Origin of the sequence: Cytobacillus horneckiae, from assembly GCF_002835735.1 — a bacterium.
Taxonomy (GTDB): domain Bacteria; phylum Bacillota; class Bacilli; order Bacillales; family Cytobacillaceae; genus Cytobacillus; species Cytobacillus horneckiae.
Genome location: NZ_PISD01000001.1, coordinates 40,824 through 63,710 on the forward strand (window position 1 = coordinate 40,824; position 22,887 = coordinate 63,710).

A 22,887-nucleotide genomic window follows, 5' to 3' on the forward strand; every position below is an offset into this window, starting at 1 on the left:
ATAAGGAGGAAATCAGATGTCAACAAAACGTAGATTGTTTACTTCTGAATCAGTAACTGAAGGTCATCCGGATAAAGTTAGTGACCAAATTTCTGATGCTATTTTAGACGCAATTTTATCACATGATGCAAACGCAAGGGTTGCTGCAGAAACATCTGTAACAACAGGTTTGGTTCTTGTTGCGGGTGAAATAACTACATCCACATATGTAGATATTCCAAAAATCGTTCGTGAAACTATTAAGGAAATCGGTTATACTCGCGCGAAATATGGTTTTGATTCAGAAACATGTGCAGTATTAACTTCAATTGATGAACAGTCTGCTGATATTGCTATGGGTGTTGACCAGGCATTGGAAGCACGCGAAGGACAAATGAGTGACGCTGAAATTGAAGCAATTGGCGCTGGGGACCAAGGGTTAATGTTTGGTTTTGCATGCAATGAAACAAAAGAGCTTATGCCTCTTCCTATTTCATTAGCGCATAAATTATCACGCCGTTTAGCTGAAGTACGTAAAGAAGAAATTCTTCCGTACCTTCGTCCGGACGGAAAAACACAAGTAACAGTAGAGTATGATGAGAATAATAAACCTGTTCGCATTGATACGATTGTTATTTCAACACAGCATCATCCTGAAATTAGCCTAGAGCAAATTCAGCGTAACCTTAAGGAACATGTAATCAATCCAGTTGTCCCAGCTGAACTTATTGATGAAAATACAAAATACTTCATCAATCCGACAGGCCGTTTTGTAATCGGCGGACCTCAAGGAGATGCGGGCTTAACAGGACGTAAAATTATTGTAGATACTTACGGTGGATACGCTCGTCATGGCGGGGGTGCCTTCTCTGGTAAGGATCCGACTAAAGTTGACCGTTCAGCAGCCTATGCAGCTCGTTATGTTGCCAAAAACCTTGTTGCTGCAGGATTAGCAGATAAAGTGGAAGTTCAGCTTGCATACGCAATTGGTGTCGCACAGCCAGTTTCCATTTCTGTTGATACATTCGGTACTGGTAAAGTGAGTGAGGACGTATTAGTTGAAGTAATTAGAAATAACTTCGATTTACGTCCAGCTGGCATTATTAAAATGCTTGACCTTCGTCGCCCAATATACAAACAAACAGCTGCATACGGACATTTTGGCCGTACAGATGTAGACCTTCCTTGGGAACGTACTGACAAAGCAGATGTACTGCGCACAGAAGCATTGAAATAAAAGAATGGTAAAATGCGGAAGTTACATTTAAATTGTAACTTCCGCGTTTTTTATGTCGTCTTATTTAAAGTGGAAGCAAACGACTGAATGTGAAAAGTGAGGCAGGCGACAATCGCCCCCATGATATCAAGTGTTATCGTATGAAACAATCTGTTTATTATCATTATATTTAGATAAGACTGACAGTAACGATTCCTTTATTTTCCCGATACAATTTTTCTATCTTTGTACCAAGTTTTATGGAATAATGGTAATATTATTAAGTGTTTTTTACAGTAGTGAAAAATCTGTAGATGTTTTTTAAGATAACAGCTATGATATGTAAGTTAAAAGAATAAGATGAAGAAGGTGACGTACATAATGTGTGGATTTATTGGTTGTGTACATGAAAAAGCACAGAATTATCGTGAAAATGAAAAACTGCAGTTTAAAAATATGAACGATATTATCACACATCGCGGGCCGGATGATGCCGGTTATTATTATGATGATCATATACAATTTGGTTTTCGCCGTTTAAGCATTATCGATATTGAAAGCGGCCATCAGCCATTAACTTATGAAAACGAACGCTATTGGATTATTTTCAATGGTGAGGTTTACAACTATGTTGAACTTCGCGAGGAGCTTCTCGAAAAAGGATTAACTTTTGAAACAAGTTCTGATACAGAAGTAATCATTGCAATGTTCAGCCAGTACAGAGAGAAAGCGGTAGAAAAGCTCCGCGGAATGTTCTCTTTTGTTATTTGGGATAAACAAGAAGAAATGCTATTTGGCGCAAGAGACCCGTTTGGGATTAAGCCATTTTTCTATTTTGATGATGGTGAAAAAACGTTCTTTGCTTCCGAGAAGAAAAGCATCCTGCTCGCTCTAAAAAATGATGTGATTAATTATGAGGCGCTCCAACACTATATGACTTATCAATTTGTTCCTGAGCCGCTCACAATGTCAGAAGGCATTCATAAGCTTGAGCCTGGTCATTATTTCACAAAGAAAATCGGCGGGAAAATGGAAATCAATCGTTATTGGAAAGCGAACTTCCATCCTGTCCAAAAGTCAGAGTCAGATTATATTAAAGAAATTCAAGAAGTTTTAATTGACTCAGTTAAAGTGCATATGCGCAGTGATGTACCGGTAGGCTCTTTCTTGTCTGGAGGTATTGATTCGTCAATCATCGCTTCTATTGCTAAACAATATCATCCATCGATTAAAACTTTCTCAGTGGGCTTTGAAAGAGATGGTTTTAGTGAGGTTGATGTAGCGAAGGAGACAGCTGATAAACTAGGTGTTGAAAATATTAGCTATATTATCAGTCCTGAGGAATATATGAATGAAGTGCCTAAAATTATGTGGCATACCGATGATCCTTTAGCTGATCCGGCATGTGTTCCGCTTTATTTTGTTGCGAGAGAGGCACGCAAGCATGTAACAGTTGTTTTATCAGGCGAAGGTGCAGATGAGCTCTTCGGCGGCTATAATATTTATCGTGAACCGCAGGATTTGGAAATGTTTAATAAAATTCCGAAAGCGGGAAAATCGCTGCTTAGAGCAGTAGCGAAAATTATGCCTGAGGGAATGAAAGGGAAAAGCTTTATCGAACGCGGTGTAACGCCAATGGAAGAACGTTATATTGGCAATGCAAAAATGTTCCTTGAGGATGAAAAACGCAAATTGCTTCATGTATACAATGAGAATGTCCATTATCTTGATATAACCAATCCGTTATATGCTGAAAGCAAAGGTTTTGACCCTGTCGATAGAATGCAGTTTATCGATATCCACACTTGGATGCGTGGAGATATTCTCCTAAAAGCAGATAAAATGACGATGGCTCATTCTTTGGAATTACGTGTACCATTCCTTGATAAGGAGCTATTTAAAGTCGCTTCAAACATTCCTACAAGCTTAAAGACTGCTAATGGTACGACAAAGTATATTTTGCGTAAAGCAGCTGAAGGCATTGTGCCAAGTCATGTATTGGATCGTAAAAAGCTTGGTTTCCCGGTGCCGATTCGCCACTGGTTAAAGGATGAAATGAACGATTGGGCTAAAACCATTATCAGAGAAAGCAATACGGAGCATTTAATTAATAAAGATTATGTATTAAGGCTTCTTGAAGACCATTGCCAGGATAAAGGCGATTATAGCCGTAAAATTTGGACTGTTTTAATGTTTATGGTTTGGCATAGTGTGTATGTGGAGAAGAAATATAATTTTGAAGCAGAATATATTAAAGAATCATCTTTACAACCGCAGAAATAATATGAAAAGAGCAGGGGAATGAAGCCCCTGCTCTTTTAATTCATATAAGTGATTGCCTGGCTCCCCATTTGAACCCAGCCAGCTTCAAAATCCTTGATTGGTGCTTTTTTATTTTTTAAGCCAGAATAAGGATCATTAAAGTAAATAAACTCTTCATCATATCCAGTTACTAGCACAGAGTGTTCTTTAAAAGTTATATCCACTTCTCCGCTTGGTGTGTGCCATGTTTGAAAGAATGAATCAGGCAATTCTTTATAAGCTGTATTGATGATCACCCAAACAGGGCGTTCATCAGAAAGATGTGTTTTTATTGAGGAGAAATCTGAGCCTGTTATATCTAATATTTGTCCCGGTAAATATTGCTCTGCCAATTCTTTAATTGGCGTATGATATACACCTAGTCCTCTTTTCTCATATGTGTACATATCTCCAACAAATCCATCATTTGGATGACCATAATAAATTTTCCCATTTTCTTTTTTATATGGTTCGTTTGTCTTCTTTACTTCCTCAGCAAGTGTCATTTTATCGACAGATACGCCTGCATGCTGCAGCAGCATTGCCAGGCTGGTCACTTCACATCCTCTGGGCAGTTCAGGAAACTGAGGAATGACTGGAGCATCAATTAATACTTCTGATTGGATTTTAACCATAAATATATCTTCAGGTTTAATTTCCTGCAAATCCTCCTCTTTATAAAACCAATCCTTTAGATTTTCCATTGCCAAGGCAACAGGTAGCCTTCCAGAAAGGAATGAGCCGATCGTAATAAAAAACAATGTGACAAACAGCAATACAGCACCCTTTTTCATTTTTCGCATAAATAAGAGAATAATAAGGGTGATGAGGGCAATATAAACAAAAACCATTCATTGCACCGCCTCTGATTTATTTCATATTTAATATCGGCTCATATGAAAAATTTATAAGAAGGAATATCTGCTTATTTATTTTGCTGAACTGATTTATAGAATTGGCCTTTTTCCGCATATTCACGCACAATTCTTTCCATATCCTTAATATCGTCATCATTCAGCTCACGGACAACCTTAGCTGGACGGCCAAACGCAAGTGTATTTGGGGGAATTTTTTTACCTTGCGGCACAAGGCTGCCTGCACCGATAAATGCTCCTACGCCAATTTCTGCACCATCTAAAATGATTGAGCCCATACCAATCAAAGCTTTCTTGCGGATAATACAACTATGCAATATGACTTGATGACCGACAGTTACTTCATCCTCAAGGATGAGAGGGTTATTTGGGCTTTGATGCAGTACAGAATTATCTTGAATATTAACCTTTTTACCGATATAAGTAGGGGCAACATCTCCGCGGATGACGGTGTTATACCAAACACTTGAATCTTCGCCAATTTCTACATCACCAGTTATTGTGGCATAGTCAGCAATAAAAACATTTTCTGCTATTTTTGGATGTTTATCTTTAAATGGATAGATCATAAGTATCAATCTCCTTCAATATTCTACATATTCCGATTTTACCATAGTAAGTTTATATTGCTAGAATTCGTGAAGATTTTTCACAGGTAGGATATAATAAAGGATAACAATCATGAACGAAACAACGAACAGATTTTAGGAGGAAGCATTATGTGGAAGTGGGAAGCTGAAGGGGAGGCAAAAGCAGTCATTGTGATGGTTCATGGTGCAATGGAGCATCATGGCCGTTATGGCTGGTTAATAGAGATGTGGCGATTATCCGGTTTTCATGTCATTATGGGAGACTTGCCTGGCCAAGGTATGACGACAAGGTCAAGAAGAGGCCATATTGATTCCTTTGATGAATATTTAGTGGAAGTGAAAGACTGGATTCAAGCAGCATATGATTTTGAATTGCCTGTTTTTCTTTTAGGACATAGTATGGGTGGACTCATATCCATTAGACTGCTGCAGGAGGAAAGGCTGAAGCTGGCTGGGGTAATTCTTTCTTCACCTTGTTTAGGATTAGTTACAGAACCTGCTAAGCCGTTGAATATCCTATCTTTTGTACTTAATCACATTGCTCCAAGTTTACGAATAAGCTCTGGTCTGACAATAGATATGGCAACACGTAATGCAGATGTAAGAGAAGTCGATTCAAATGATACTCTATATATAACTAAAGTATCTATTAGATGGTATCGCGAATTAGCAAAAGCCATGAAGCAAGCCTTCGAGCAAATCGAAAAAGTCCAAGATGTACCTTTGCTAGTCATGCAAGGAGGAGACGATAAAGTTGTAAACAAAGTCCCTGTCAGGACATGGTTTAACAAAGCGCCTTTTTCAGAAAAGCGCTTTAAAGAATGGCCGAAGTGTTATCATGAAATATTTAATGATCCTGAACGTGAAGATGTTTTTGATTACGCTAAGGATTTTGTGATTAGTCAATTAAAAGCGATTGGTTATTTAGTATAAGTATAAGCATCATCGATTATTAATCTAGAGGTGGGTAATAACAAATGAGTGTACCAACAATGCCGATTAGTTTAATGACAAATGTTTATCGAAAAGTCATGCCTGCGGCTTTAAAAGAATTGCAATATTGGCAGGCGAGAGCGAAGGATATCCCTAGCTTAGAATTGCGCAAACAAGCGATGAACAGCCTAATGGATAAAGCCTTTCATTGCGAAGGCGGAGCAATCATGTCCCTCCTTGCTAAAGACGATTATCTTCCAGTAATAAAATTTATTGTCGCGTATCAAACCATTAGTGACTATTTGGATAATCTATGCGATCGCAGCACCTCTATGGATCCGGAAGATTTTAAAGCGCTGCATGAATCAATGCTGGATGCCTTAATGATTGATTATGATGTTGCCGAACAAAAAAATTATTATCGTTTTAGACTGGAACATGATGATGGCGGTTACTTATCTGATTTAGTGATGACCTGCCGCTCAGTATTAAACAATGTCCGGCATTATCAGGATATTAAGGTGTATCTTCAGGAGCTTTGCCAATTTTATTGCGATTTACAAATACATAAGCATGTGATGGCAGAGGAACGGGTTCCGAGATTGCAAAATTGGTTTGATCAGCATAAAAAACAAATACCTGAAATGGAATGGTTTGAGTTCTCGGCATGCTCTGGATCTACTTTAGGTATATTTTGCCTTGTTGCTTATGCAATGAGAGCTGATTATGAGAAAGCCTATGGTGAAAATATTCGTGCAGGTTATTTTCCTTATATTCAGGGACTTCACATTCTGCTAGATTATTTAATTGATCAAGAAGAGGATCGGGCTGCGGGCGATTTAAACTTTTGCTTTTATTATAAAAATGAAAAGGAAATGCTTGAAAGAATTTGTTATTTTGTTGAACAGGCAGATAAGCATACAAGCCTTCTTCCCCATAAGCGGTTTCACCTCTTAATAAATCGCGGCCTTTTAGGCATATATTTATCAGATGAAAAGGTTGGGAAGCAGCAAAGCATGAAAAAGCTGGCGAGAAAAATAATAAAATCTGGTGGATTAGCCAGTCTGTTTTTTTATATGAATGGACGAGCGTATCGCGCAGTAAAAAACCGGTTTTCCTTTTCTTAAAAAAGTAAAAGGGCATTAAAAAAGATAAGGGCTGAAAACAGCGCCTTATCTTTTTTCGATTGCGACAATAAATGGTGGGTGATTTACTTGATTAATGAATTGATATTGCAAAATATGCGCTTTATTTTGATCGAATGTTCTTAAATAGCGGAGAAGATAATCCCGCTCAACCGCTCCTTCAGGGTGACCATGATAAATCACTAATACAATTATTCCTTCTGGTGCCATTATATCAAGTAATTGATCAATAGCAGATATGGTTGTATCCGGCCTTGTAACAATATCTTTATCGCCACCAGGCAAATATCCAAGATTAAATACGGCTCCGGTTATTCTGTTTTGATGGATGGGCGGGATACATTGAGTAATCATTTCGTGGCCTTGGTGAAATAGCGTAGCTCTATCTAATAAATCATGTTCAGCCAGCCTGCCTTTTGTGGAAAGAATCGCTTCTTCTTGTATATCAAATCCGTAAACTCTGCCAGCCGGGCCAACAAGCTGAGCTAAATAGAGTGTATCATGGCCATTTCCAAGTGTAGCATCAATGACGATATCGCCAGGCGAAACCGCTTTTTTAAGAAGGTCACGGCCAAATGGCAGTATTCGTTCTAATTTCATGAGCGTGCCTCCTGCCTGTGCGCATATTCTTTTCCTTGCCAGCTGTTTCTTCTTTTCATTTCAGCATCGATGCCATTTAATACATCCCATTTATTTACACTCCACATCGGACCAACCATTAATTCAATTGGACCATCACCAGTGATGCGGTGGATAATCATATTAGGCGGCAGTATTTCTAATTGATTGCAAACTAATTGGATATATTCATCCATTGATAAAAATTCGACCATGCCTTTTTCGTATTGCTTAATCATTGGTGTCCCTTTTAATAGATGAAGCAAATGAATTTTTATTCCTTGAACGTCTAGCTTTGCTACTTCTCTTGCAGTTTCCATCATCATTTCAGGCGTCTCTAGCGGCAATCCGTTAATAATATGCGAACATACGTTGATATTATGCTTGCGCAGCTTTTTTACTCCGTCAATATAACATTGATAGTCATGGGCGCGATTGATTAGCAGTGCAGTTCTTTCATGAACTGTTTGCAAACCTAACTCGACCCAAAGATAAGTGCGTTCATTCAATTCAGCTAAATAGTCGACTACATCATCAGGCAGGCAATCTGGCCTTGTTGCAATCGATAGGCCTACAACACCTTCTTGCTCCAAAACTTGTTCGTACATTTCTTTTAACACTTCAATTGGTGCATGTGTATTTGTGAAAGCTTGGAAATAAGCTATATATTTGCCATCCTTCCATTTATGATGCATTTTATCTTTAATTTTTTCAAATTGAATGTCTAAAGGCTCTGCACGATTTCCTGCAAAATCTCCTGAACCGGCTACACTGCAAAAAGTACATCCGCCATGTGCGACGGTACCATCACGATTCGGACAATCAAATCCGCCATCTAATGCCACTTTAAATACTTTATGTCCAAATTTATTTCGCAAATGATAGTTCCATGTATGATATCTCTTATCATCCGTTGCGAATGGAAAAGGATTTATAATAGACAATATTCATACCTCCTTATTACCTCAAACAGAAAGACTGAAAAAAATACTATTTTTTCCATTTATCTAGAATCACTCGATTTCAGATAAGCAATGGAAAGTGTTTTTTACCAACTAATCCCTAATGTATAAATTTGTCAAGGTAAATATAGAACTTTTCCAAGACAAAATTAATCTTATCATGAACAATAACTCTATTCCAATGAGATTGCCAGCAATTCTTATAGTAGAAAAAATAAGAATGCACAAACTAAATGTTGAAGCAAATTTTGCTTCCAATGCGGTGATTTTTATTCAACCTTATAAGCTGTGTAAGTGCAACAAAGAAGGGATTTGCCGATGAAACGGCGTATTCCAATATTTTTCAATAAGGAGAGAATTTTATGGCCACTCGTGATTCGGTAGATCAGCTTATGCAGCAATGCGAAGACGCGCTTCGCTTTGCGCAGGAGCAATATCAGGATGGACGCACTCAGGAGCATTATAACGACATTGATTATACACAGGCGCTTACCTATCTTGAAAATGCCTACAATGATTTAGTTACATTGGCACATAGTGCCAACGCTGAACAGCGGGAGCAGCTTCATCGAATGAGGCTTCAGCTTCAGCAGCTTCAAAACCAAATGATTATTACTCCACACTAAGAGGTGATAACATGGTAAGAAAAAAATCGAACCAAAATAATCCTGAACAAAAAACAAGAAATGGATTAAATAATCAAGATACAGAATTTGGTCAGGAAAATAATGAAGTAAAATTATCAAAGAAAAAATATGAACAAAGCGGCGGACAAAAGGTGAAATCAAAATTTCATCCGGAGCCGGAACAGTCGAGATAATTTTTTTAGCCAATACCCAAAATTTTCGGGTATTGGCTTTTTAAATTTAATCTCACGATTATGCATATCGCTGCATTTACCATCGTGTAATTGCACGCAATAAAATACAGTATTACATGAATATAATATCGTTTGGATTCTTATTAAAACCTACTATTCCTCTAGTAAAAATAAAGATGATGGCTCCATAAAATATGTCTGAAAATGTCATAAAAAACTTATTGCATGTTGGATAAAAAAGAACTAGAATTACTTTGGTATTCGAAATAAAACATTCATTTTTAATATAGAAAAGGGGGTATTTTCTATGCCTCGTGCCTTATGGCTTTTAGTAATTGGGATGGCGGTTAATGTAACCGGCTCTTCTTTTTTGTGGCCGTTAAACACGATTTTTATCCACGACCAGCTTGGCAAGTCACTTTCTGTAGCAGGGGTCGTATTGATGTTAAATGCTGGTGCAACTGTCATCGGAAACTTAATTGGCGGATCATTATTTGATACAATTGGAGGCTATCGCTCAGTTCTAATTGGTATTGGGATATCGCTATTATCACTATTCGGTATGGTTTTTTGGCATGGCTGGCCTGAATATATTGTCTTTTTAACGATATTGGGATTTGGTTCAGGTATTGTCTTTCCATCGATGTATGCAATGGCAGGGTCAGTATGGAAGGAAGGCGGAAGAAAATCCTTCAATGCGATGTATGTGGCAACGAATTTAGGTGTGGCAATCGGAGCAGCATTGGCAGGATTGATTGCATCGTATTCGTTCGATTATATTTTTATAGCTAATGCTCTGATGTATGTAGTTTTCCTTTTTATCGCTGTTTTTGGTTATCGGAACCTGGATATTAAAGGAGCGCAGCAAACTTCTGTAATTCAGGAAAGAACGAGCGTGAGAGGAAATCCAAAGCTCTACGCACTTTTTATTTTATTAATCGGCTATATTCTTTGTTGGGTTGGCTATGTTCAATGGCAGTCTACCATCTCTTCATATACACAGGAAATAGGAATCTCACTCAAGCAATATAGCATGCTTTGGACCATTAACGGTGCATTGATCGTTTTAGGGCAACCGCTAGTTAATTTACTAGTTAAAAGAGTGAAGTCATTAAAAACGCAAATCATTATCGGGATTTTAATTTTTGCCGTTTCTTTTGGAATCGTTGGTAGTGCGCAAGCCTTTTCTGGCTTCCTTGCAGCAATGATTATTTTAACAATAGGAGAAATGCTAGTGTGGCCAGCTGTCCCAACAATTGCCAATGATTTAGCACCTAAAGGAAGAGAAGGATTTTATCAGGGGATTGTTAACAGTACAGCAACAGGCGGCAGAATGATTGGACCGCTGCTTGGCGGTGTTTTAGTCGATCTTTACGGAATGCAAATGCTATTTGGCATCTTAATGCTTCTGCTACTAGTTTCTATCTATACAACACTGATTTATGATAAAAAATTAAACAAGAAGAAACCCGTGACGGCAGTTTCCTCTTAATAGGTATAGAGAAACTCATCTCAATAAAGGGTTAGGGATTCTCCGGGGCTTACCGCTCGCTTTCTGCGGGGCGAGCAGTCTGCATCTCGACTGTCTCTCTACACCCGCAGGAGTCGAGCGGACACCTCTCCAAATCCAACTAAATTTTCTTGTTTTCACTTTTTTAACACAATGAGGCTGCATTTGCAGCCTTTTTTCGTTTCCAAAATTATTAATGTCCTCCAACAATGAAATAGTCTTGGAGGACATTTTTTTATTATTCTGCTCGTCAAATGGAAACTATAAATAATAAACGGCAGTGCCACCTCAATTGAATTTCATTAAATATTGCTGCCACTTTTTCATAGAGTACACTGATTTTTGGTATCTTTCGCTTACCAATCGCGACAGCCGGTCCCTTTCGTATAAACGCCATTAGTGTCTCGACTGTCTCTCGACAGGAGTCGAGTGAAAGCCTCTCTAAATTATTTTTTATCATCTTTCTCAACACAATGAGACGTCATGTATGTAGCATGGTGCACTTTTATCTAATCTTACACGATATCCTGATAATGATACGATTGGACTTCATCAAGAAAGACTACTTTATTGAAAAAGCTTTTTAATACTAGCCATCTTGCCGGATATGATTCAATAAAATCCTCTATTACTTTTTCAGAATAAATGATTAAGCAATCAATCTGCGGCTTTGTTTGTTTTAAGTCATAATAAAGCGCATGTGGAATGGTGTAGTAGTCATTTAATTGATATGGATTCAATTTAATCGTCTCGATGCTGTTCGTTGATATAAATGAGGATATCGATTCTTTTTGAATTTCAAGGCTTTCATCTAATGTTTTATAATCATTCATAATCCATTTTTCATTAATAAAATAAATTCCTTTCATGATTTCCGCACCTTTCCTTATTTTTTACTATAGTTATGGGCAAAATAAGGAAAGGTAATACGTGAGTTTGAAAAATTGGAACAATTATCGCGACAGCAACATATTGTAAACTTAACACGCTAACTTGTAAAAGCCTACTTGCATCAAGTGATGAAATTGATTACAATGTCATTATATAAATTGAATCTGCAATGAAGAGGAATAGTAATGAATGGTTCGCCTGTACTAGAGAGCTGACGGTTGGTGAAAGTCAGTCGGGCACTTCGTGAACTCACCTCCTGAGCAGCAAGTGTGAACTAATAGTAATGCTTGCCGTATTCCGCGTTAAGGATGAATGAAGCGAATAGCCTAGTGCTATTAATGTGGGTGGTACCGCGGGAAGATATATACATAATCCTCTCGTCCCTATTTAGGGATGAGGGGATATTTTTGTTTAGCCAAAAAAAACTGAGGCTGGGCAATTTATACTTAAAAGTCATAATTACAATATCAGCAGCATTTAATCTCTGTCTGATTTTTAGGAGGAAAATAAGATGAGCTTTAATCATCAGGAAATTGAAAAAAAGTGGCAAAGCTACTGGGATGAAAATAAAACATTCAAAACAAGTGAAGAGAAAGGCAAGCGTAAATTTTATGCATTGGATATGTTCCCATATCCTTCTGGTGCTGGTCTTCACGTTGGACATCCTGAAGGATATACAGCAACCGATATCCTTTCCCGCATGAAGAGAATGCAAGGATACAATGTCCTTCATCCGATGGGGTGGGATGCATTCGGGTTACCGGCAGAGCAATATGCACTTGATACAGGAAATGACCCTGCTGAATTCACTGAGCATAATATTGCAACCTTTCGCCGTCAAATTAAAGCATTAGGCTTTTCATATGACTGGGATCGCGAAATTAATACGACAGATCCGGAGTACTATAAATGGACTCAATGGATTTTCTTGAAATTGTATGAAAAAGGCTTAGCTTATATAGATGAAGTAGCGGTAAACTGGTGTCCGGCTTTAGGAACAGTTCTGGCAAATGAAGAAGTAATCGACGGAAAAAGCGAGCGTGGCGGGCATCCAGTGGAAAGAAGACCAATGCGTCAGTGGATGTTGAAAATTACTGCTTATGCTGATCGCCTGCTTGAAGATTTGGATTTACTTGATTGGCCGGAAAGCTTGAAGGATATGCAGCGCAACTGGATTGGCCGTTCTGAAGGAGCTGAAGTGACATTTAATATCGAAGGAGATAAAGGCACATTCACAGTCTTCACAACTCGTCCAGATACGTTATTCGGCGCAACTTATGCCGTGCTTGCACCAGAGCATAAATTAGTCGATAGCATTACAACAGAAGAGCAAAGAGCAGCAGTTGAAGCATATATTGAAAAAATTAAAACAAAGAGTGACTTGGAAAGAACAGACTTGGCAAAAGAGAAAACAGGCGTATTTACAGGTGCATATGCCATCAATCCAACAAATGGCGAGAAAATGCCGATCTGGATTGCCGACTATGTTTTAGCAAGCTATGGTACTGGAGCGATTATGGCGGTTCCTGCACATGATGAACGCGACTACGATTTTGCAAAAGAATTTAAGCTGCCAATAAAAGAAGTTGTTGCCGGCGGTGATATTGAGAAGGAAGCCTATGTAGGCGACGGCGAGCATGTTAACTCCGACTTTTTAAACGGAATGGGCAAAGAAGAAGCAATTGGCAAAATGATTGCTTGGCTAGAGGAACAAGAAATTGGCACGAAGAAAGTAACTTATCGTCTTCGTGATTGGTTATTCAGCCGTCAGCGTTATTGGGGTGAGCCGATTCCGATTATTCATTGGGAAGATGGCACAATGTCAGCAGTACCGGATGACCAGCTTCCATTGATTTTACCGCAGACAACTGAGATTAAACCATCTGGTACAGGGGAATCACCACTGGCAAATATTGAAGATTGGGTGAATGTTGTAGACCCTAAAACAGGTAAAAAAGGGCGCAGAGAAACGAATACAATGCCGCAATGGGCAGGTAGCTGCTGGTATTACTTGCGTTATATTGATCCTAAAAACAACGAAGCGCTTGCAGATGCCGAAAAGTTGAAAGAATGGCTTCCAGTTGATATTTACATTGGTGGTGCAGAGCATGCTGTTCTCCATCTTCTATACGCACGTTTTTGGCATAAGGTCCTTTACGATCTAGGTGTTGTTCATACGAAAGAGCCGTTCCAAAAGCTATTTAACCAAGGAATGATCTTAGGTGAAAACAATGAAAAGATGAGTAAATCTAAAGGCAACGTTGTTAATCCGGATGCAGTTGTAGAAAGCCATGGTGCAGACACGCTTCGATTATATGAAATGTTTATGGGACCACTTGATGCATCCATTGCTTGGTCAACAAACGGCCTTGATGGATCAAGAAGATTCTTGGATCGAATTTGGCGCTTAATTGTTGAAGAAAGCGGCGAATTAAGTAGCAAGATTCAAGAGACTGATGATACGCAATTAGAAAAGGTTTACCACCAAACGGTGAAGAAAGTCACTGAAGACTTTGAAGGACTTCGCTTTAACACGGCCATTTCACAAATGATGGTATTCATTAATGAAGCATATAAAGCAGACACGCTTCCAAAAAGCTATATTGAAGGATTTGTGAAAATGCTTGCTCCAATTGCACCGCATGTGGCTGAAGAGTTGTGGGAAAAATTAGGATATCATGGCGGGACAGTTGCTTATGAATCATGGCCTGCATTCGATGAAGCGAAAATGGCGGATGATGAAGTAGAAATTGTCATCCAAATCAATGGAAAAGTAAAAGCCAAACTAATGGTTCCTGCTAATGCGAAAAAAGACGTACTTGAGCAAATTGCCATGGGTGACGATAAAATTAAGGAACAAATTGACGGAAAAACAGTGCGTAAAGTCATCGCAGTTCCAGGAAAACTAGTAAATATCGTCGCAAATTAAAAGAAAAGCGAAGGTGGCTTGCCAAGGGGCGACAAGCATAAGATGAACCTGAAATGAAGGCGTACTTTGCCTTCAATTCAGATTTAGCTTATGACCTCGAGCCCCTAGCCACCGTAGCTAGACAAAGAAAAGCGAAGGTGGCTTGCCAAGGGACGCGCGGGCTAAGGACGCCACGTCCTGTAGCAACAATTGCAGCTATGTAGTAAAAAAGGCTGTCTCTGATGAGGCAGCCTTTTCTTGCATGAAAGAAGTGATATTGGCTTTTTCAATCAATCTTTTTTAAAATAGAAATAGTAAATCGGAAAGGATGTTAGACGATGGAAGAAATGAAAGAAATAACAACTGATGAACTAAAGAACAAATTAGATGCAGGTGAGAAACTTGAATTAGTAGATGTTCGTGAAGATGACGAAGTCGCTAAAGGAATGATTCCAGGAGCAAAGCATATTCGCATGGGTACGATTCCAGAAAATCTTGACAGCTTTGACAAGGATAAAGAATATATTATGATTTGCCGCTCAGGTAATCGCAGCGGGCAAGTTTGTCACTACATGCAGGAGCAGGGCTATAAAGTTCGCAACATGGTCGGCGGCATGCTTGACTGGTCAGGAGAAACTAAATAAGTTGATCGAAGGAGTGCAGGCCGATTTATACTTGGTCTGCATTTTTTATTTAATTGACAAGAAAAACTAGCTGTTTTACAAATGATTTTTCCTTTTATATAATGATCTCCTTTTATGAAGAAAGTCTAGAGAATATAAAATCACCTGGCGTGTAGTAGGAAGCTTTTTATTTGCGCTATTAGTGTAAAGTGGTGTTAAGGAATATTTTTTGATAATTCTGTCAAAAATGAAAGGTAAAAAGAAAGGACAGAAAACCAATGATTAAAGTGAAATTATTTGATCAAGAACATGAAAAGGATTTGGAAGTTGCGATGAATCGATTTTTAGAAAAAATAGAAGAGAAGAAGCTTGTGGATATAAAATACAATATTGCCGCAATACAGGAAGAGGAAGAAGATGAACAAATTTATTGCTTTTCAGCTATGGTTATTTATCGAGCCTGATGGGCGATCCATCAGGCTCTTTGAACAAATCTTTTTAAAGCGCCGCGTTCGTGCCCGCCAATCTGCCGGTTACAAGAGCAGAGGTAATATTATAACCGCCTGTATAACCATGGATATCAAGAATCTCTCCACAGAAATACAAGCCTGGCATGAATTTTGAAGCCATTGTTTGAGGTTCGATTTCTTTAACGGAGACCCCGCCGCCTGTGACAAAGGCTTTATCTAGAGGAAGTGTCCCGTCCACCTTAAATTGAAATGATTTTAACTCTTTTACGATTCCTCTTATTTTTTCATGTGATATAGTTCCACCTTGTGCAGATGGATCAATATCATTTTTTTCAAGGAGAAAAAGCAAATAGCGCTCTGGAACAATCCCTTTAATAATATTTTTTATACTTTTTTTCGGTTCATCCTTAATCATCTTCATCATTTCTTGGAAAAGCTGCTCTTCTTTTTTATGAGGCAAGGCATCTATACTCATGGTTACTTCTTTCAAGTCCCATTTCTTCATTGCTTTAACAACAAATTGGCTGCAACGCAGTACAGCTGGACCGCTTATTCCAATATGTGTGAATATCATATCCATCTGATGAGTGATAATCGCTTTGCCTTTAGGGTTTAAAACGCTTAAAGCTATCTCTCTAAGTGATAATCCTTGTAAAGCTTTTTCTTTGATGAAAGGTTCTGAAGAAGTTAACGGTACTTCTGTTGGAAACAATTCTGTTATGGTATGACCAGCTTTTTCAGCCCATGCATACCCGTCTCCAGTAGATCCGGTATGTGGCACTGATTTACCGCCAACAGCAATAACAATTGAATCGGCATGACAGTGTGTACCTGTCACTAATTCTACTGTATGGCCATGCTCACTGTTAAACTGAACATCTTTAACTGGACTGTTTGTTTTAATTTCAACATTTAACTGTGCTAGCCTTGTGAGCAAGGCATCTACCACAGACTGTGCCTTGTCTGTGACGGGAAACATTCTGCCATGGTCTTCTTCTTTTAATTGAATGCCAAGCTTTTCAAAAAAATGAATAATGTCTTCATTGCTAAAAATAGAAAACGCACTATATAGAAAACGGCCATTTCCAGGAATATGCTTAATAATTTCATCCACAGGCAGCCTGTTAGTCACATTACAGCGGCCGCCGCCAGAGATAGCAAGCTTTCTTCCAAGTTTATTGCCTTTATCAATTAAGAGTACATTCGCATCATTTTCAGCAGCTCCAATCGCAGCCATTAATCCGGACGGACCGCCTCCAATGACAATTACATCGTATTTCATCACTTTCACCAACTTATTTTCATTGAGTAGTATTGCTGACATTGCTTTTTAAATCACCATTATCAAACAGTGGATAGGGCTCTCCATCTGTCCAGCACGGGTCAGGTGGGTGTTCCTACATGCCATCCGCTTTTAATATTATAATGCATTTTTTTATTTATCTAAACAAGTTGTCTGTTGAAAGTAGATTTCCTTTAAAAAGAGGGTTAAACTACTATAGTATGCTAAAAATATGTCTTAGATTGTCGGATTATATGATAAAATGAAAAGTCGGATTGTATAAAGATTTTGCGAAAGAAAATTAATTTTACAAGGCTGGGAAGGCGCTTGGACTAAGAGGATGGGATTATATGTCGTCTAAGCTTTTACGAGGTACGTTTATACTAACCTTAGGTACTTTTATATCTAAGTTTCTTGGGTTGTTTTATGTTATTCCTTTTTATCAAATTGTCGGCAGCGAGGGTACATTATTATACCAGTATTCTTACGTTCCTTACACAATTTTTATTAGTATTGCAACAGCAGGTGTTCCGCTTGCTGTATCAAAATTTATTTCTAAATATAATGCATTAGAAGAATATGCAGTTGGCAGGAAGTTATTTAAGTCGGGTATTTTAATTATGCTGGCAAGTGGAATAGCCTGCTTTCTAATTATGTTTATTGGCGCACCGGCCTTCGCAAAGATTTTTACTGATGTAAATGACCCGCAGCTGCTTGGTGATATCACATCAGTGATTAGAGCGGTTAGCTTCGCGCTAATTATTATCCCATTTATGAGTTTAATTAGAGGTTATTTTCAAGGTCATCAGTCAATGGGACCGTCAGCAGTCTCACAGGTAGTGGAACAAATTGTTAGAATCGCATTTCTGCTAGCAGGAGCATTCGTTGTGATGAACATAATGAATGGTGACTTAGTGACTGCTGTGAGTGTAGCAACATTTGCAGCATTTATTGGCGGCTTGGGCAGTTTGTTTGTTTTATTCTGGTATTGGTATAAGCGAAAGCCATATTTAGATGAATTATTGGAGCAGGATAAAGGAACAACTGATATTTCACTAATAGATATGTACAAGGAAATTATCGTTTATTCCATACCATTTGTTCTCGTTGGTATTGCCAATCCGCTCTTTCAATTCATTGACTTATCAACTTTTAATAAAGCCATGCAATCAATTGGTTATTCAATTAAGGAGTCAGGGGAAGCACTCTCCATCCTTAATTATCAAACACATAAATTAGTTATTATTCCTGTAACATTAGCAATTGCTTTCTCAATGACATTAGTGCCAAGCATTACTAAGGCATTTGTCGAAGAAGATCGCTCAAGTATGACAAGGCAATTAAATCAGACTTTTCAAGTGGTATTATTTTTAACATTGCCAGCTGCAGTTGGTTTAGCTCTTCTTTCAGAGCCCATTTATACATTGTTTTATGAGCATGATATTCTAGGGTCAGAGGTACTGCGTGCTTATGCACCGGTCGCGATGCTATTTGCACTTTATTCTGTAACTGCAGCGATTCTGCAAGGCATCAATGAACAGCGGTTTACAGTGTTAAGCTTATTAGTTGGAATACTCGTTAAGTTATCGCTAAATATTCCATTAATTAAATGGATGGAAACAGAAGGTGCTATTTTAGCAACGGCACTAGGTTATGTGGCTGCAATATTAATTAACTTATTTGTAATTAAAACTTTCTCTGGCTATAAGTTCAGGCTTGTATTTAGGAGAGGATTACTTATAATTATTTTTACAGTCATTATGTTAATTGCTACATTAATTACGTATAAATTAATGACTATATTCCTTTCACCTGCTTCAAATTTCCAATCGATTATTATCGTTGTGATATGTGCAGGCGTGGGAGCTGGCCTATATTTCTTTATGGCAACTAAGTCAAGACTTATCCATTTCTTATTTGGAGATAAGCTTGATCGTGTATTAATTAAGCTAAAAATAAAAAGAGCATAAAAACAAGGTCTCCATTCGGGGACCTTCAGACTGTAAAGAAATTCACTTCAAAAATAAAAATGATGAGCCTTAGGATTTTCAGAGGTATACCATTCGCTCTTCAAGGCTTGGAACGTTGAGTGTGCTTTCATCGACACCCAGTGCCCGCAAGTTAGGAAACTGGGCAAATGGGAAGCGCTTAGCAAAAGCAGTGCCCGAAAATCAGAAAAAGAAGCCAAAAGGGAACTACTTTGCAAAAGCGCATTTATTGTCTATACTGTCTCTTCTCTCCCTCAGTATTCGAGCGGACGACACCTCTCCTTACTAAATTCTCTTATCACTTTCTGTTGCATTCTGAAGGTCTCCAATAGGGGACCTTGTTTATCACTTGACTTATAGGAGAGATAATCTTTTACGCAGCAAGAGAGACTGTAGATGGGATTTGATGAACGCTAAGCTTTTCTAAAATGTTTATGAACGCGGTTGAGTACTGCCGATTCCAAGTCGTCGTTCAATGCGATCTAGTCTACGATCAACCCTTTCAAGTCTGCGTTCAATACGATCATTTTGCTGTTCCAGCCTTTGGACCTGATTTTCCAACCGTTCTAATCTTCTATTAGTGCTGCCTCCTCCGCTACCAGGAGGAAATCCAGGGACTGGGATAAAAGTTGGCTGTTGACGATAATACATATGATCCATCTCCTTTATTTCTAACAAAAATATGATATTAGTCTATGTAAAGCTAGGCATTGTGCAACAGGCAAGTGCCTAAATATAAGAAATTTATTTCGAAGGAAGGGTAATATGCGAATTGATAAGATGCTATCCAATTTAGGTTATGGAAGCCGGAAAGAAGTAAAATTGCTATTAAAAAATGGTGTGGTTCAACTAAATGGAAACATAGTGAAGGATGCAAAGCAGCATGTGAACCCTGAAGAAGACACAGTCGTCATTAATGGGGAACCTGTTGAATACAAAGAGTTTATTTATTTAATGATGAATAAACCGCCGGGGGTCATATCCGCCACAGAGGATTCACAACATGAAACAGTCATTGATATTTTAGAAATGGAAGATGTGGTTTTTTCACCTTTTCCTGTCGGAAGATTGGATAAAGATACTGAAGGCTTATTGCTGCTAACGAATGATGGTCAATTATCACACCGGCTTTTATCACCAAAAAAGCATGTACCAAAAACGTATTTTGCGGTAATTGATCGAGAAGTAACAGAAGGGGATATCGTCTCTTTTAAAGAGGGTGTAATGCTAGATGACGGCTATGAAACGAAACCAGCACATTTAAAGATTATTAAAAGTGGTTTGCCCTCTGAAATAGAATTAACAATTACCGAGGGGAAATTTCACCAAGTGAAAAGAATGTTTGAAGCAGTGGGTAAAAATGTGATTTATTTAAAAAGGTTATCGATGGGGCCGCTGCTGTTGGATGAGTCATTGCAATTAGGGGAATATAGAGAATTAACTGATGAAGAATTACAGCTCCTGGTTAATTATGAAGTAGAAGCATAAAAAGAGCTCCAGCGATTAAGCTGGAGCTTCACTTACATTTGCACACTTATGATGACATCTTCACTTTTTTTTGCGTAATGGTCCATTTTCCACGGCTAGGACTTTTCACTAAATCGTTATAAGCAAGGACATTTAAATCACGTTGTATCGTTCGAGGAGTAATACCAAATTCCTCTACAAGTTCCTGAGTTGTTACAGTTCCGTTTTTACTAATAAACATATAAACGGATTTGATACGGTTTAACATCCGGTTAGTCGAAGGTTTCAAAAAACCACTCCCTATCCATTTTTCAAACCCTTGGCAAGTTCCTGCAACCGACAGCTTCATTGAAGAAACATGTCCTTCAAGCATATGTAGTTTTCTTTTTCCTCTGACAACTCCTTTTCCTGTTTAACAGAAGATTTTCAAGATGTCATCCCATTTACATACATTGTAACTCTATTTTCAGATAATTTCTAGCAAGTTGTATCATTTTACAGAAATTTTCTCTGTTTCCTTTTATAATGTCCCCCCCCAATATCTTACTCTTACAACTATATGGTTAGTTGGTCCTGTATTATGTTTGAAAATTCTAAAAATATTAACTTATATTCAATTTTCTTATTTTCTTTTATAATCAACATGATATGTAAATATTTGAAAGGAAATGTGAAAAATGGAAAGTTATACTCAAAATCAATTGGTTACTAAGAAAGAACAGGTTTACTTTGCACTTATATTATTATTAAGTATTTTAGTGTATCTTGTACTGGCTATATCCATTATCGGCATGATAGTGATACTAGTCATAATCGGTTTATCGCTATTTATTCATGGTCTTACAATAGGAGGAATCAGGCGAAACGGGGTAAAGATTAATGATGAGCAATTTCCGGAAATTTATGCAAAAGCAAAGGTGATTGCTTCTGATATGGGCTTGGAAAAAATGCCCGATATATATGTTGTTGAGTCAGAAGGCATACTTAATGCTTTTGCTACTAAGTATTTTAAAAGAAATATCGTTGTTCTTTACTCTGGTATTTTTGACATGATTGAATATGAGGCAGAGAAAGAAGTGCTTTTCATCCTTGCTCATGAATTTGCCCATCTTCAACGAAAACATGTTTTAGTAAATATCTTTTTATTGCCGGTCATGCTGATTCCATTTCTAGGGAATGCTTATTTAAGAGCTTGCGAATATACGTGTGACCGTTATGCAGCATATTATGTCAAGTCTTTTGATGCTGCCAAAAATGCGTTGACAATGCTTGCAATCGGAAAAGAGCTGTATCCAAAAGTTAATCAAAACTTATATATGAAGCAATTAGAATCTGAGAGCGGTTTTTTTGTTTGGCTGAATGAAAAACTGTCAACGCACCCTCATCTTCCTAAGAGGATCTATGCATTATCCACCTTTTTTGCTGCTGACACAACCAAGAAATTGAAAGAACCAAAAAGGCAAGTTTGGATTGGTTTAGGCAGTTTCTTCTTGGCAGTTACTATTCTCTCAATTGGTGTTATTTTCGGATTTAAGCTGTTAGAAAAATCATCCTTATTTTCGGAAATGGTGCTGGGAGTAGAAGAAACAACGCCACTTATGAACGCGGCGGCATCCGATGATGCAGAACTAATCGAAGAATATTTAGCTGAGGAAGCAGAGATAGAAGCGCAGGACATTGATGGATCAACCGCTTTGCTTTGGGCAGTGCAAATGAATAGCTATGAAGCAGCAGTGACGCTTCTGGAAAATGGGGCAGACCCGAATACTGTTGATTTCTATGAAGGCACACCATTATTAACAACACTTTATAACGAGGACATTGAAATGGCTCAATTATTAATTGATTATGGTGCAGATCCTTCAATAACAGATTCTGAAGGCATGTCAGCTTATGATTATGCGCTTGAATATGAAAGTGCGGAGTTTATTGAGTTATTTGAAAATAATTGACCGCTCTTTTGAAGAGCGGTTTTTCTTAATGATTTGCGTCAGTGCGTGCACTTTATGCGTCGTCTATCGCATTTATGCGTCAGTGCGTGCACTTTATGCGTCATCTATCGCATTTATGCGTCAGTGCGTACACTTAATGCGTTGTCTATCGCATTTATGCGTCAGTGCGTGCACCTAATGCGTCATCTATCGCATTTATGCGTCAGTGCGTACACTTAATGCGTCGTCTATCGCATTTATGCGTCAGTGCGTGCACTTAATGCGTCAGAACAGCCACAATAAGCGTCATTCAAACAATATGAAAGAGTGCACGCGCATGATAGTGCCTTTCCACATCTTTATGCATCAGTGTGTGCT

The 22,887-nt window shown here is 38.2% G+C and carries 22 protein-coding genes and 1 other annotated feature; of the genes, 14 read left to right on the plus strand and 8 right to left on the minus strand.

What is annotated here, in order from left to right:
• Window positions 1–16 precede the first annotated feature (16 nt).
• Together metK and asnB are read left to right on the plus strand one after the other, a co-directional pair.
• Window positions 17–1,216, plus strand: a complete 1,200-nt coding sequence (metK, locus tag CWS20_RS00285) for a methionine adenosyltransferase (protein WP_066191004.1) — start codon at window positions 17–19, stop codon at window positions 1,214–1,216.
• Window positions 1,217–1,576: 360 nt separating this feature from the next.
• The gene (gene asnB / locus CWS20_RS00290) at window positions 1,577–3,478 is read left to right on the plus strand and encodes an asparagine synthase (glutamine-hydrolyzing) (RefSeq protein ID WP_066191007.1); all 1,902 of its coding nucleotides are present in this window, start codon (window positions 1,577–1,579) and stop codon (window positions 3,476–3,478) included.
• A gap of 35 nt (window positions 3,479–3,513) precedes the next feature.
• On the opposite strand, the gene CWS20_RS00295 is transcribed toward asnB, so the two are convergent.
• Window positions 3,514–4,347, minus strand: coding sequence for a C39 family peptidase (locus CWS20_RS00295; protein ID WP_066191010.1), 834 nt, complete (start codon window positions 4,345–4,347; stop codon window positions 3,514–3,516).
• Window positions 4,348–4,421: 74 nt separating this feature from the next.
• Window positions 4,422–4,940 carry a gamma carbonic anhydrase gene (locus CWS20_RS00300; RefSeq protein WP_066191013.1) on the minus strand — a complete coding sequence of 173 codons (519 nt, stop codon included), beginning with the start codon at window positions 4,938–4,940 and terminating at the stop codon, window positions 4,422–4,424.
• Window positions 4,941–5,090: 150 nt separating this feature from the next.
• Between CWS20_RS00300 and CWS20_RS00305 the strand changes: the two genes are divergently transcribed.
• Together CWS20_RS00305 and CWS20_RS00310 are read left to right on the plus strand one after the other, a co-directional pair.
• Complete coding sequence (locus tag CWS20_RS00305) at window positions 5,091–5,894, plus strand: alpha/beta hydrolase (RefSeq protein ID WP_066191015.1); 804 nt, start codon at window positions 5,091–5,093, stop codon at window positions 5,892–5,894.
• Window positions 5,895–5,938: 44 nt separating this feature from the next.
• Window positions 5,939–7,021: a tetraprenyl-beta-curcumene synthase family protein gene (locus tag CWS20_RS00310; protein WP_066191018.1), complete on the plus strand. Its 1,083-nt coding sequence runs from the start codon at window positions 5,939–5,941 to the stop codon at window positions 7,019–7,021.
• Between the two features lie 45 nt (window positions 7,022–7,066).
• Here CWS20_RS00310 and mnmM read toward each other — a convergent pair whose 3' ends face one another.
• Window positions 7,067–7,639: a tRNA 5-(aminomethyl)-2-thiouridylate-methyltransferase MnmM gene (gene mnmM / locus CWS20_RS00315; protein ID WP_066191022.1), complete on the minus strand. Its 573-nt coding sequence runs from the start codon at window positions 7,637–7,639 to the stop codon at window positions 7,067–7,069.
• On the minus strand, window positions 7,636–8,601 hold the full coding sequence (gene mnmL / locus CWS20_RS00320) for a tRNA modification radical SAM protein MnmL/YtqA (protein WP_066191025.1): 966 nt from the start codon (window positions 8,599–8,601) through the stop codon (window positions 7,636–7,638). Before mnmL ends, mnmM begins: the two co-directional genes overlap by 4 nt.
• 380 nt (window positions 8,602–8,981) lie before the next feature.
• Here mnmL and CWS20_RS00325 point away from each other — a divergent pair, with 380 nt between their 5' ends.
• The 3 genes from CWS20_RS00325 (at window position 8,982) to CWS20_RS00335 (ending at window position 10,931) form a co-directional block, all read left to right on the plus strand.
• Window positions 8,982–9,245, plus strand: coding sequence for a YtzC family protein (locus CWS20_RS00325; protein WP_066191027.1), 264 nt, complete (start codon window positions 8,982–8,984; stop codon window positions 9,243–9,245).
• Window positions 9,246–9,256: 11 nt separating this feature from the next.
• Window positions 9,257–9,439, plus strand: coding sequence for a glycogen biosynthesis protein GlgD (locus CWS20_RS00330; RefSeq protein WP_066191031.1), 183 nt, complete (start codon window positions 9,257–9,259; stop codon window positions 9,437–9,439).
• Window positions 9,440–9,746: 307 nt separating this feature from the next.
• The gene (locus CWS20_RS00335; protein WP_066191034.1) at window positions 9,747–10,931 is read left to right on the plus strand and encodes an MDR family MFS transporter; all 1,185 of its coding nucleotides are present in this window, start codon (window positions 9,747–9,749) and stop codon (window positions 10,929–10,931) included.
• 533 nt (window positions 10,932–11,464) lie between these two features.
• On the opposite strand, the gene CWS20_RS00340 is transcribed toward CWS20_RS00335, so the two are convergent.
• The gene (locus tag CWS20_RS00340) at window positions 11,465–11,818 is read right to left on the minus strand and encodes an FKBP-type peptidyl-prolyl cis-trans isomerase (RefSeq protein WP_066191036.1); all 354 of its coding nucleotides are present in this window, start codon (window positions 11,816–11,818) and stop codon (window positions 11,465–11,467) included.
• 182 nt (window positions 11,819–12,000) lie between these two features.
• Window positions 12,001–12,228 (plus strand) — a binding site (T-box leader).
• Between the two features lie 123 nt (window positions 12,229–12,351).
• Here CWS20_RS00340 and leuS point away from each other — a divergent pair.
• The 4 genes from leuS to CWS20_RS00355 all read left to right on the plus strand — a co-directional run bounded on the left by leuS (window position 12,352) and on the right by CWS20_RS00355 (window position 15,835).
• On the plus strand, window positions 12,352–14,769 hold the full coding sequence (gene leuS / locus CWS20_RS00345) for a leucine--tRNA ligase (protein ID WP_066191038.1): 2,418 nt from the start codon (window positions 12,352–12,354) through the stop codon (window positions 14,767–14,769).
• A 53-nt stretch (window positions 14,770–14,822) separates the two neighbouring features.
• Entirely contained in the window at window positions 14,823–14,972 is a 150-nt protein-coding gene (locus CWS20_RS27825) for a hypothetical protein (protein ID WP_158236983.1), read from the plus strand.
• 114 nt (window positions 14,973–15,086) lie between these two features.
• On the plus strand, window positions 15,087–15,392 hold the full coding sequence (locus CWS20_RS00350; protein WP_066191040.1) for a rhodanese-like domain-containing protein: 306 nt from the start codon (window positions 15,087–15,089) through the stop codon (window positions 15,390–15,392).
• Between the two features lie 257 nt (window positions 15,393–15,649).
• On the plus strand, window positions 15,650–15,835 hold the full coding sequence (locus CWS20_RS00355; RefSeq protein ID WP_066191043.1) for a sporulation protein Cse60: 186 nt from the start codon (window positions 15,650–15,652) through the stop codon (window positions 15,833–15,835).
• Between the two features lie 34 nt (window positions 15,836–15,869).
• On the opposite strand, the gene CWS20_RS00360 is transcribed toward CWS20_RS00355, so the two are convergent.
• Window positions 15,870–17,123: a BaiN/RdsA family NAD(P)/FAD-dependent oxidoreductase gene (locus CWS20_RS00360; RefSeq protein WP_066192052.1), complete on the minus strand. Its 1,254-nt coding sequence runs from the start codon at window positions 17,121–17,123 to the stop codon at window positions 15,870–15,872.
• Window positions 17,124–17,473: 350 nt separating this feature from the next.
• Between CWS20_RS00360 and CWS20_RS00365 the strand changes: the two genes are divergently transcribed.
• On the plus strand, window positions 17,474–19,093 hold the full coding sequence (locus tag CWS20_RS00365; RefSeq protein WP_066191047.1) for a putative polysaccharide biosynthesis protein: 1,620 nt from the start codon (window positions 17,474–17,476) through the stop codon (window positions 19,091–19,093).
• A gap of 450 nt (window positions 19,094–19,543) precedes the next feature.
• On the opposite strand, the gene CWS20_RS00370 is transcribed toward CWS20_RS00365, so the two are convergent.
• The gene (locus CWS20_RS00370) at window positions 19,544–19,771 is read right to left on the minus strand and encodes a hypothetical protein (protein WP_066191050.1); all 228 of its coding nucleotides are present in this window, start codon (window positions 19,769–19,771) and stop codon (window positions 19,544–19,546) included.
• Between the two features lie 105 nt (window positions 19,772–19,876).
• On the opposite strand from CWS20_RS00370, the gene CWS20_RS00375 reads away from it, so the two are divergent.
• A complete protein-coding gene (locus CWS20_RS00375) occupies window positions 19,877–20,599 on the plus strand; it encodes a pseudouridine synthase (RefSeq protein ID WP_066191052.1) in 723 nt (240 codons plus the stop codon).
• Between the two features lie 46 nt (window positions 20,600–20,645).
• On the opposite strand, the gene CWS20_RS00380 is transcribed toward CWS20_RS00375, so the two are convergent.
• Window positions 20,646–20,867 (minus strand): DeoR family transcriptional regulator, encoded by a 222-nt coding sequence (locus tag CWS20_RS00380; protein ID WP_066192053.1) that lies wholly within the window; start codon window positions 20,865–20,867, stop codon window positions 20,646–20,648.
• 388 nt (window positions 20,868–21,255) lie between these two features.
• Between CWS20_RS00380 and CWS20_RS00385 the strand changes: the two genes are divergently transcribed.
• Entirely contained in the window at window positions 21,256–22,530 is a 1,275-nt protein-coding gene (locus tag CWS20_RS00385; RefSeq protein WP_066191054.1) for a M48 family metallopeptidase, read from the plus strand.
• The last annotated feature ends 357 nt before the right edge of the window (window positions 22,531–22,887 follow it).

Excerpts from the sequence above, each read along its gene's own strand:
- asnB (WP_066191007.1), top strand. The coding sequence starts at position 1,577 with ATGTGTGGATTTATTGGTTGTGTACATGAAAAAGCACAGAATTATCGT.
- CWS20_RS00370 (WP_066191050.1), bottom strand. The coding sequence starts at position 19,771 with ATGGATCATATGTATTATCGTCAACAGCCAACTTTTATCCCAGTCCCT.
- CWS20_RS00340 (WP_066191036.1), bottom strand. The coding sequence starts at position 11,818 with ATGAAAGGAATTTATTTTATTAATGAAAAATGGATTATGAATGATTAT.
- CWS20_RS00375 (WP_066191052.1), top strand. The coding sequence starts at position 19,877 with ATGCGAATTGATAAGATGCTATCCAATTTAGGTTATGGAAGCCGGAAA.
- CWS20_RS00355 (WP_066191043.1), top strand. The coding sequence starts at position 15,650 with ATGATTAAAGTGAAATTATTTGATCAAGAACATGAAAAGGATTTGGAA.
- metK (WP_066191004.1), top strand. The coding sequence starts at position 17 with ATGTCAACAAAACGTAGATTGTTTACTTCTGAATCAGTAACTGAAGGT.
- CWS20_RS27825 (WP_158236983.1), top strand. The coding sequence starts at position 14,823 with ATGAAGGCGTACTTTGCCTTCAATTCAGATTTAGCTTATGACCTCGAG.
- CWS20_RS00385 (WP_066191054.1), top strand. The coding sequence starts at position 21,256 with ATGGAAAGTTATACTCAAAATCAATTGGTTACTAAGAAAGAACAGGTT.
- leuS (WP_066191038.1), top strand. The coding sequence starts at position 12,352 with ATGAGCTTTAATCATCAGGAAATTGAAAAAAAGTGGCAAAGCTACTGG.
- CWS20_RS00335 (WP_066191034.1), top strand. The coding sequence starts at position 9,747 with ATGCCTCGTGCCTTATGGCTTTTAGTAATTGGGATGGCGGTTAATGTA.
- CWS20_RS00360 (WP_066192052.1), bottom strand. The coding sequence starts at position 17,123 with ATGAAATACGATGTAATTGTCATTGGAGGCGGTCCGTCCGGATTAATG.
- CWS20_RS00295 (WP_066191010.1), bottom strand. The coding sequence starts at position 4,347 with ATGGTTTTTGTTTATATTGCCCTCATCACCCTTATTATTCTCTTATTT.
- mnmM (WP_066191022.1), bottom strand. The coding sequence starts at position 7,639 with ATGAAATTAGAACGAATACTGCCATTTGGCCGTGACCTTCTTAAAAAA.
- CWS20_RS00350 (WP_066191040.1), top strand. The coding sequence starts at position 15,087 with ATGGAAGAAATGAAAGAAATAACAACTGATGAACTAAAGAACAAATTA.
- CWS20_RS00305 (WP_066191015.1), top strand. The coding sequence starts at position 5,091 with ATGTGGAAGTGGGAAGCTGAAGGGGAGGCAAAAGCAGTCATTGTGATG.
- CWS20_RS00330 (WP_066191031.1), top strand. The coding sequence starts at position 9,257 with ATGGTAAGAAAAAAATCGAACCAAAATAATCCTGAACAAAAAACAAGA.
- CWS20_RS00300 (WP_066191013.1), bottom strand. The coding sequence starts at position 4,940 with ATGATCTATCCATTTAAAGATAAACATCCAAAAATAGCAGAAAATGTT.
- CWS20_RS00365 (WP_066191047.1), top strand. The coding sequence starts at position 17,474 with ATGTCGTCTAAGCTTTTACGAGGTACGTTTATACTAACCTTAGGTACT.
- CWS20_RS00325 (WP_066191027.1), top strand. The coding sequence starts at position 8,982 with ATGGCCACTCGTGATTCGGTAGATCAGCTTATGCAGCAATGCGAAGAC.
- CWS20_RS00310 (WP_066191018.1), top strand. The coding sequence starts at position 5,939 with ATGAGTGTACCAACAATGCCGATTAGTTTAATGACAAATGTTTATCGA.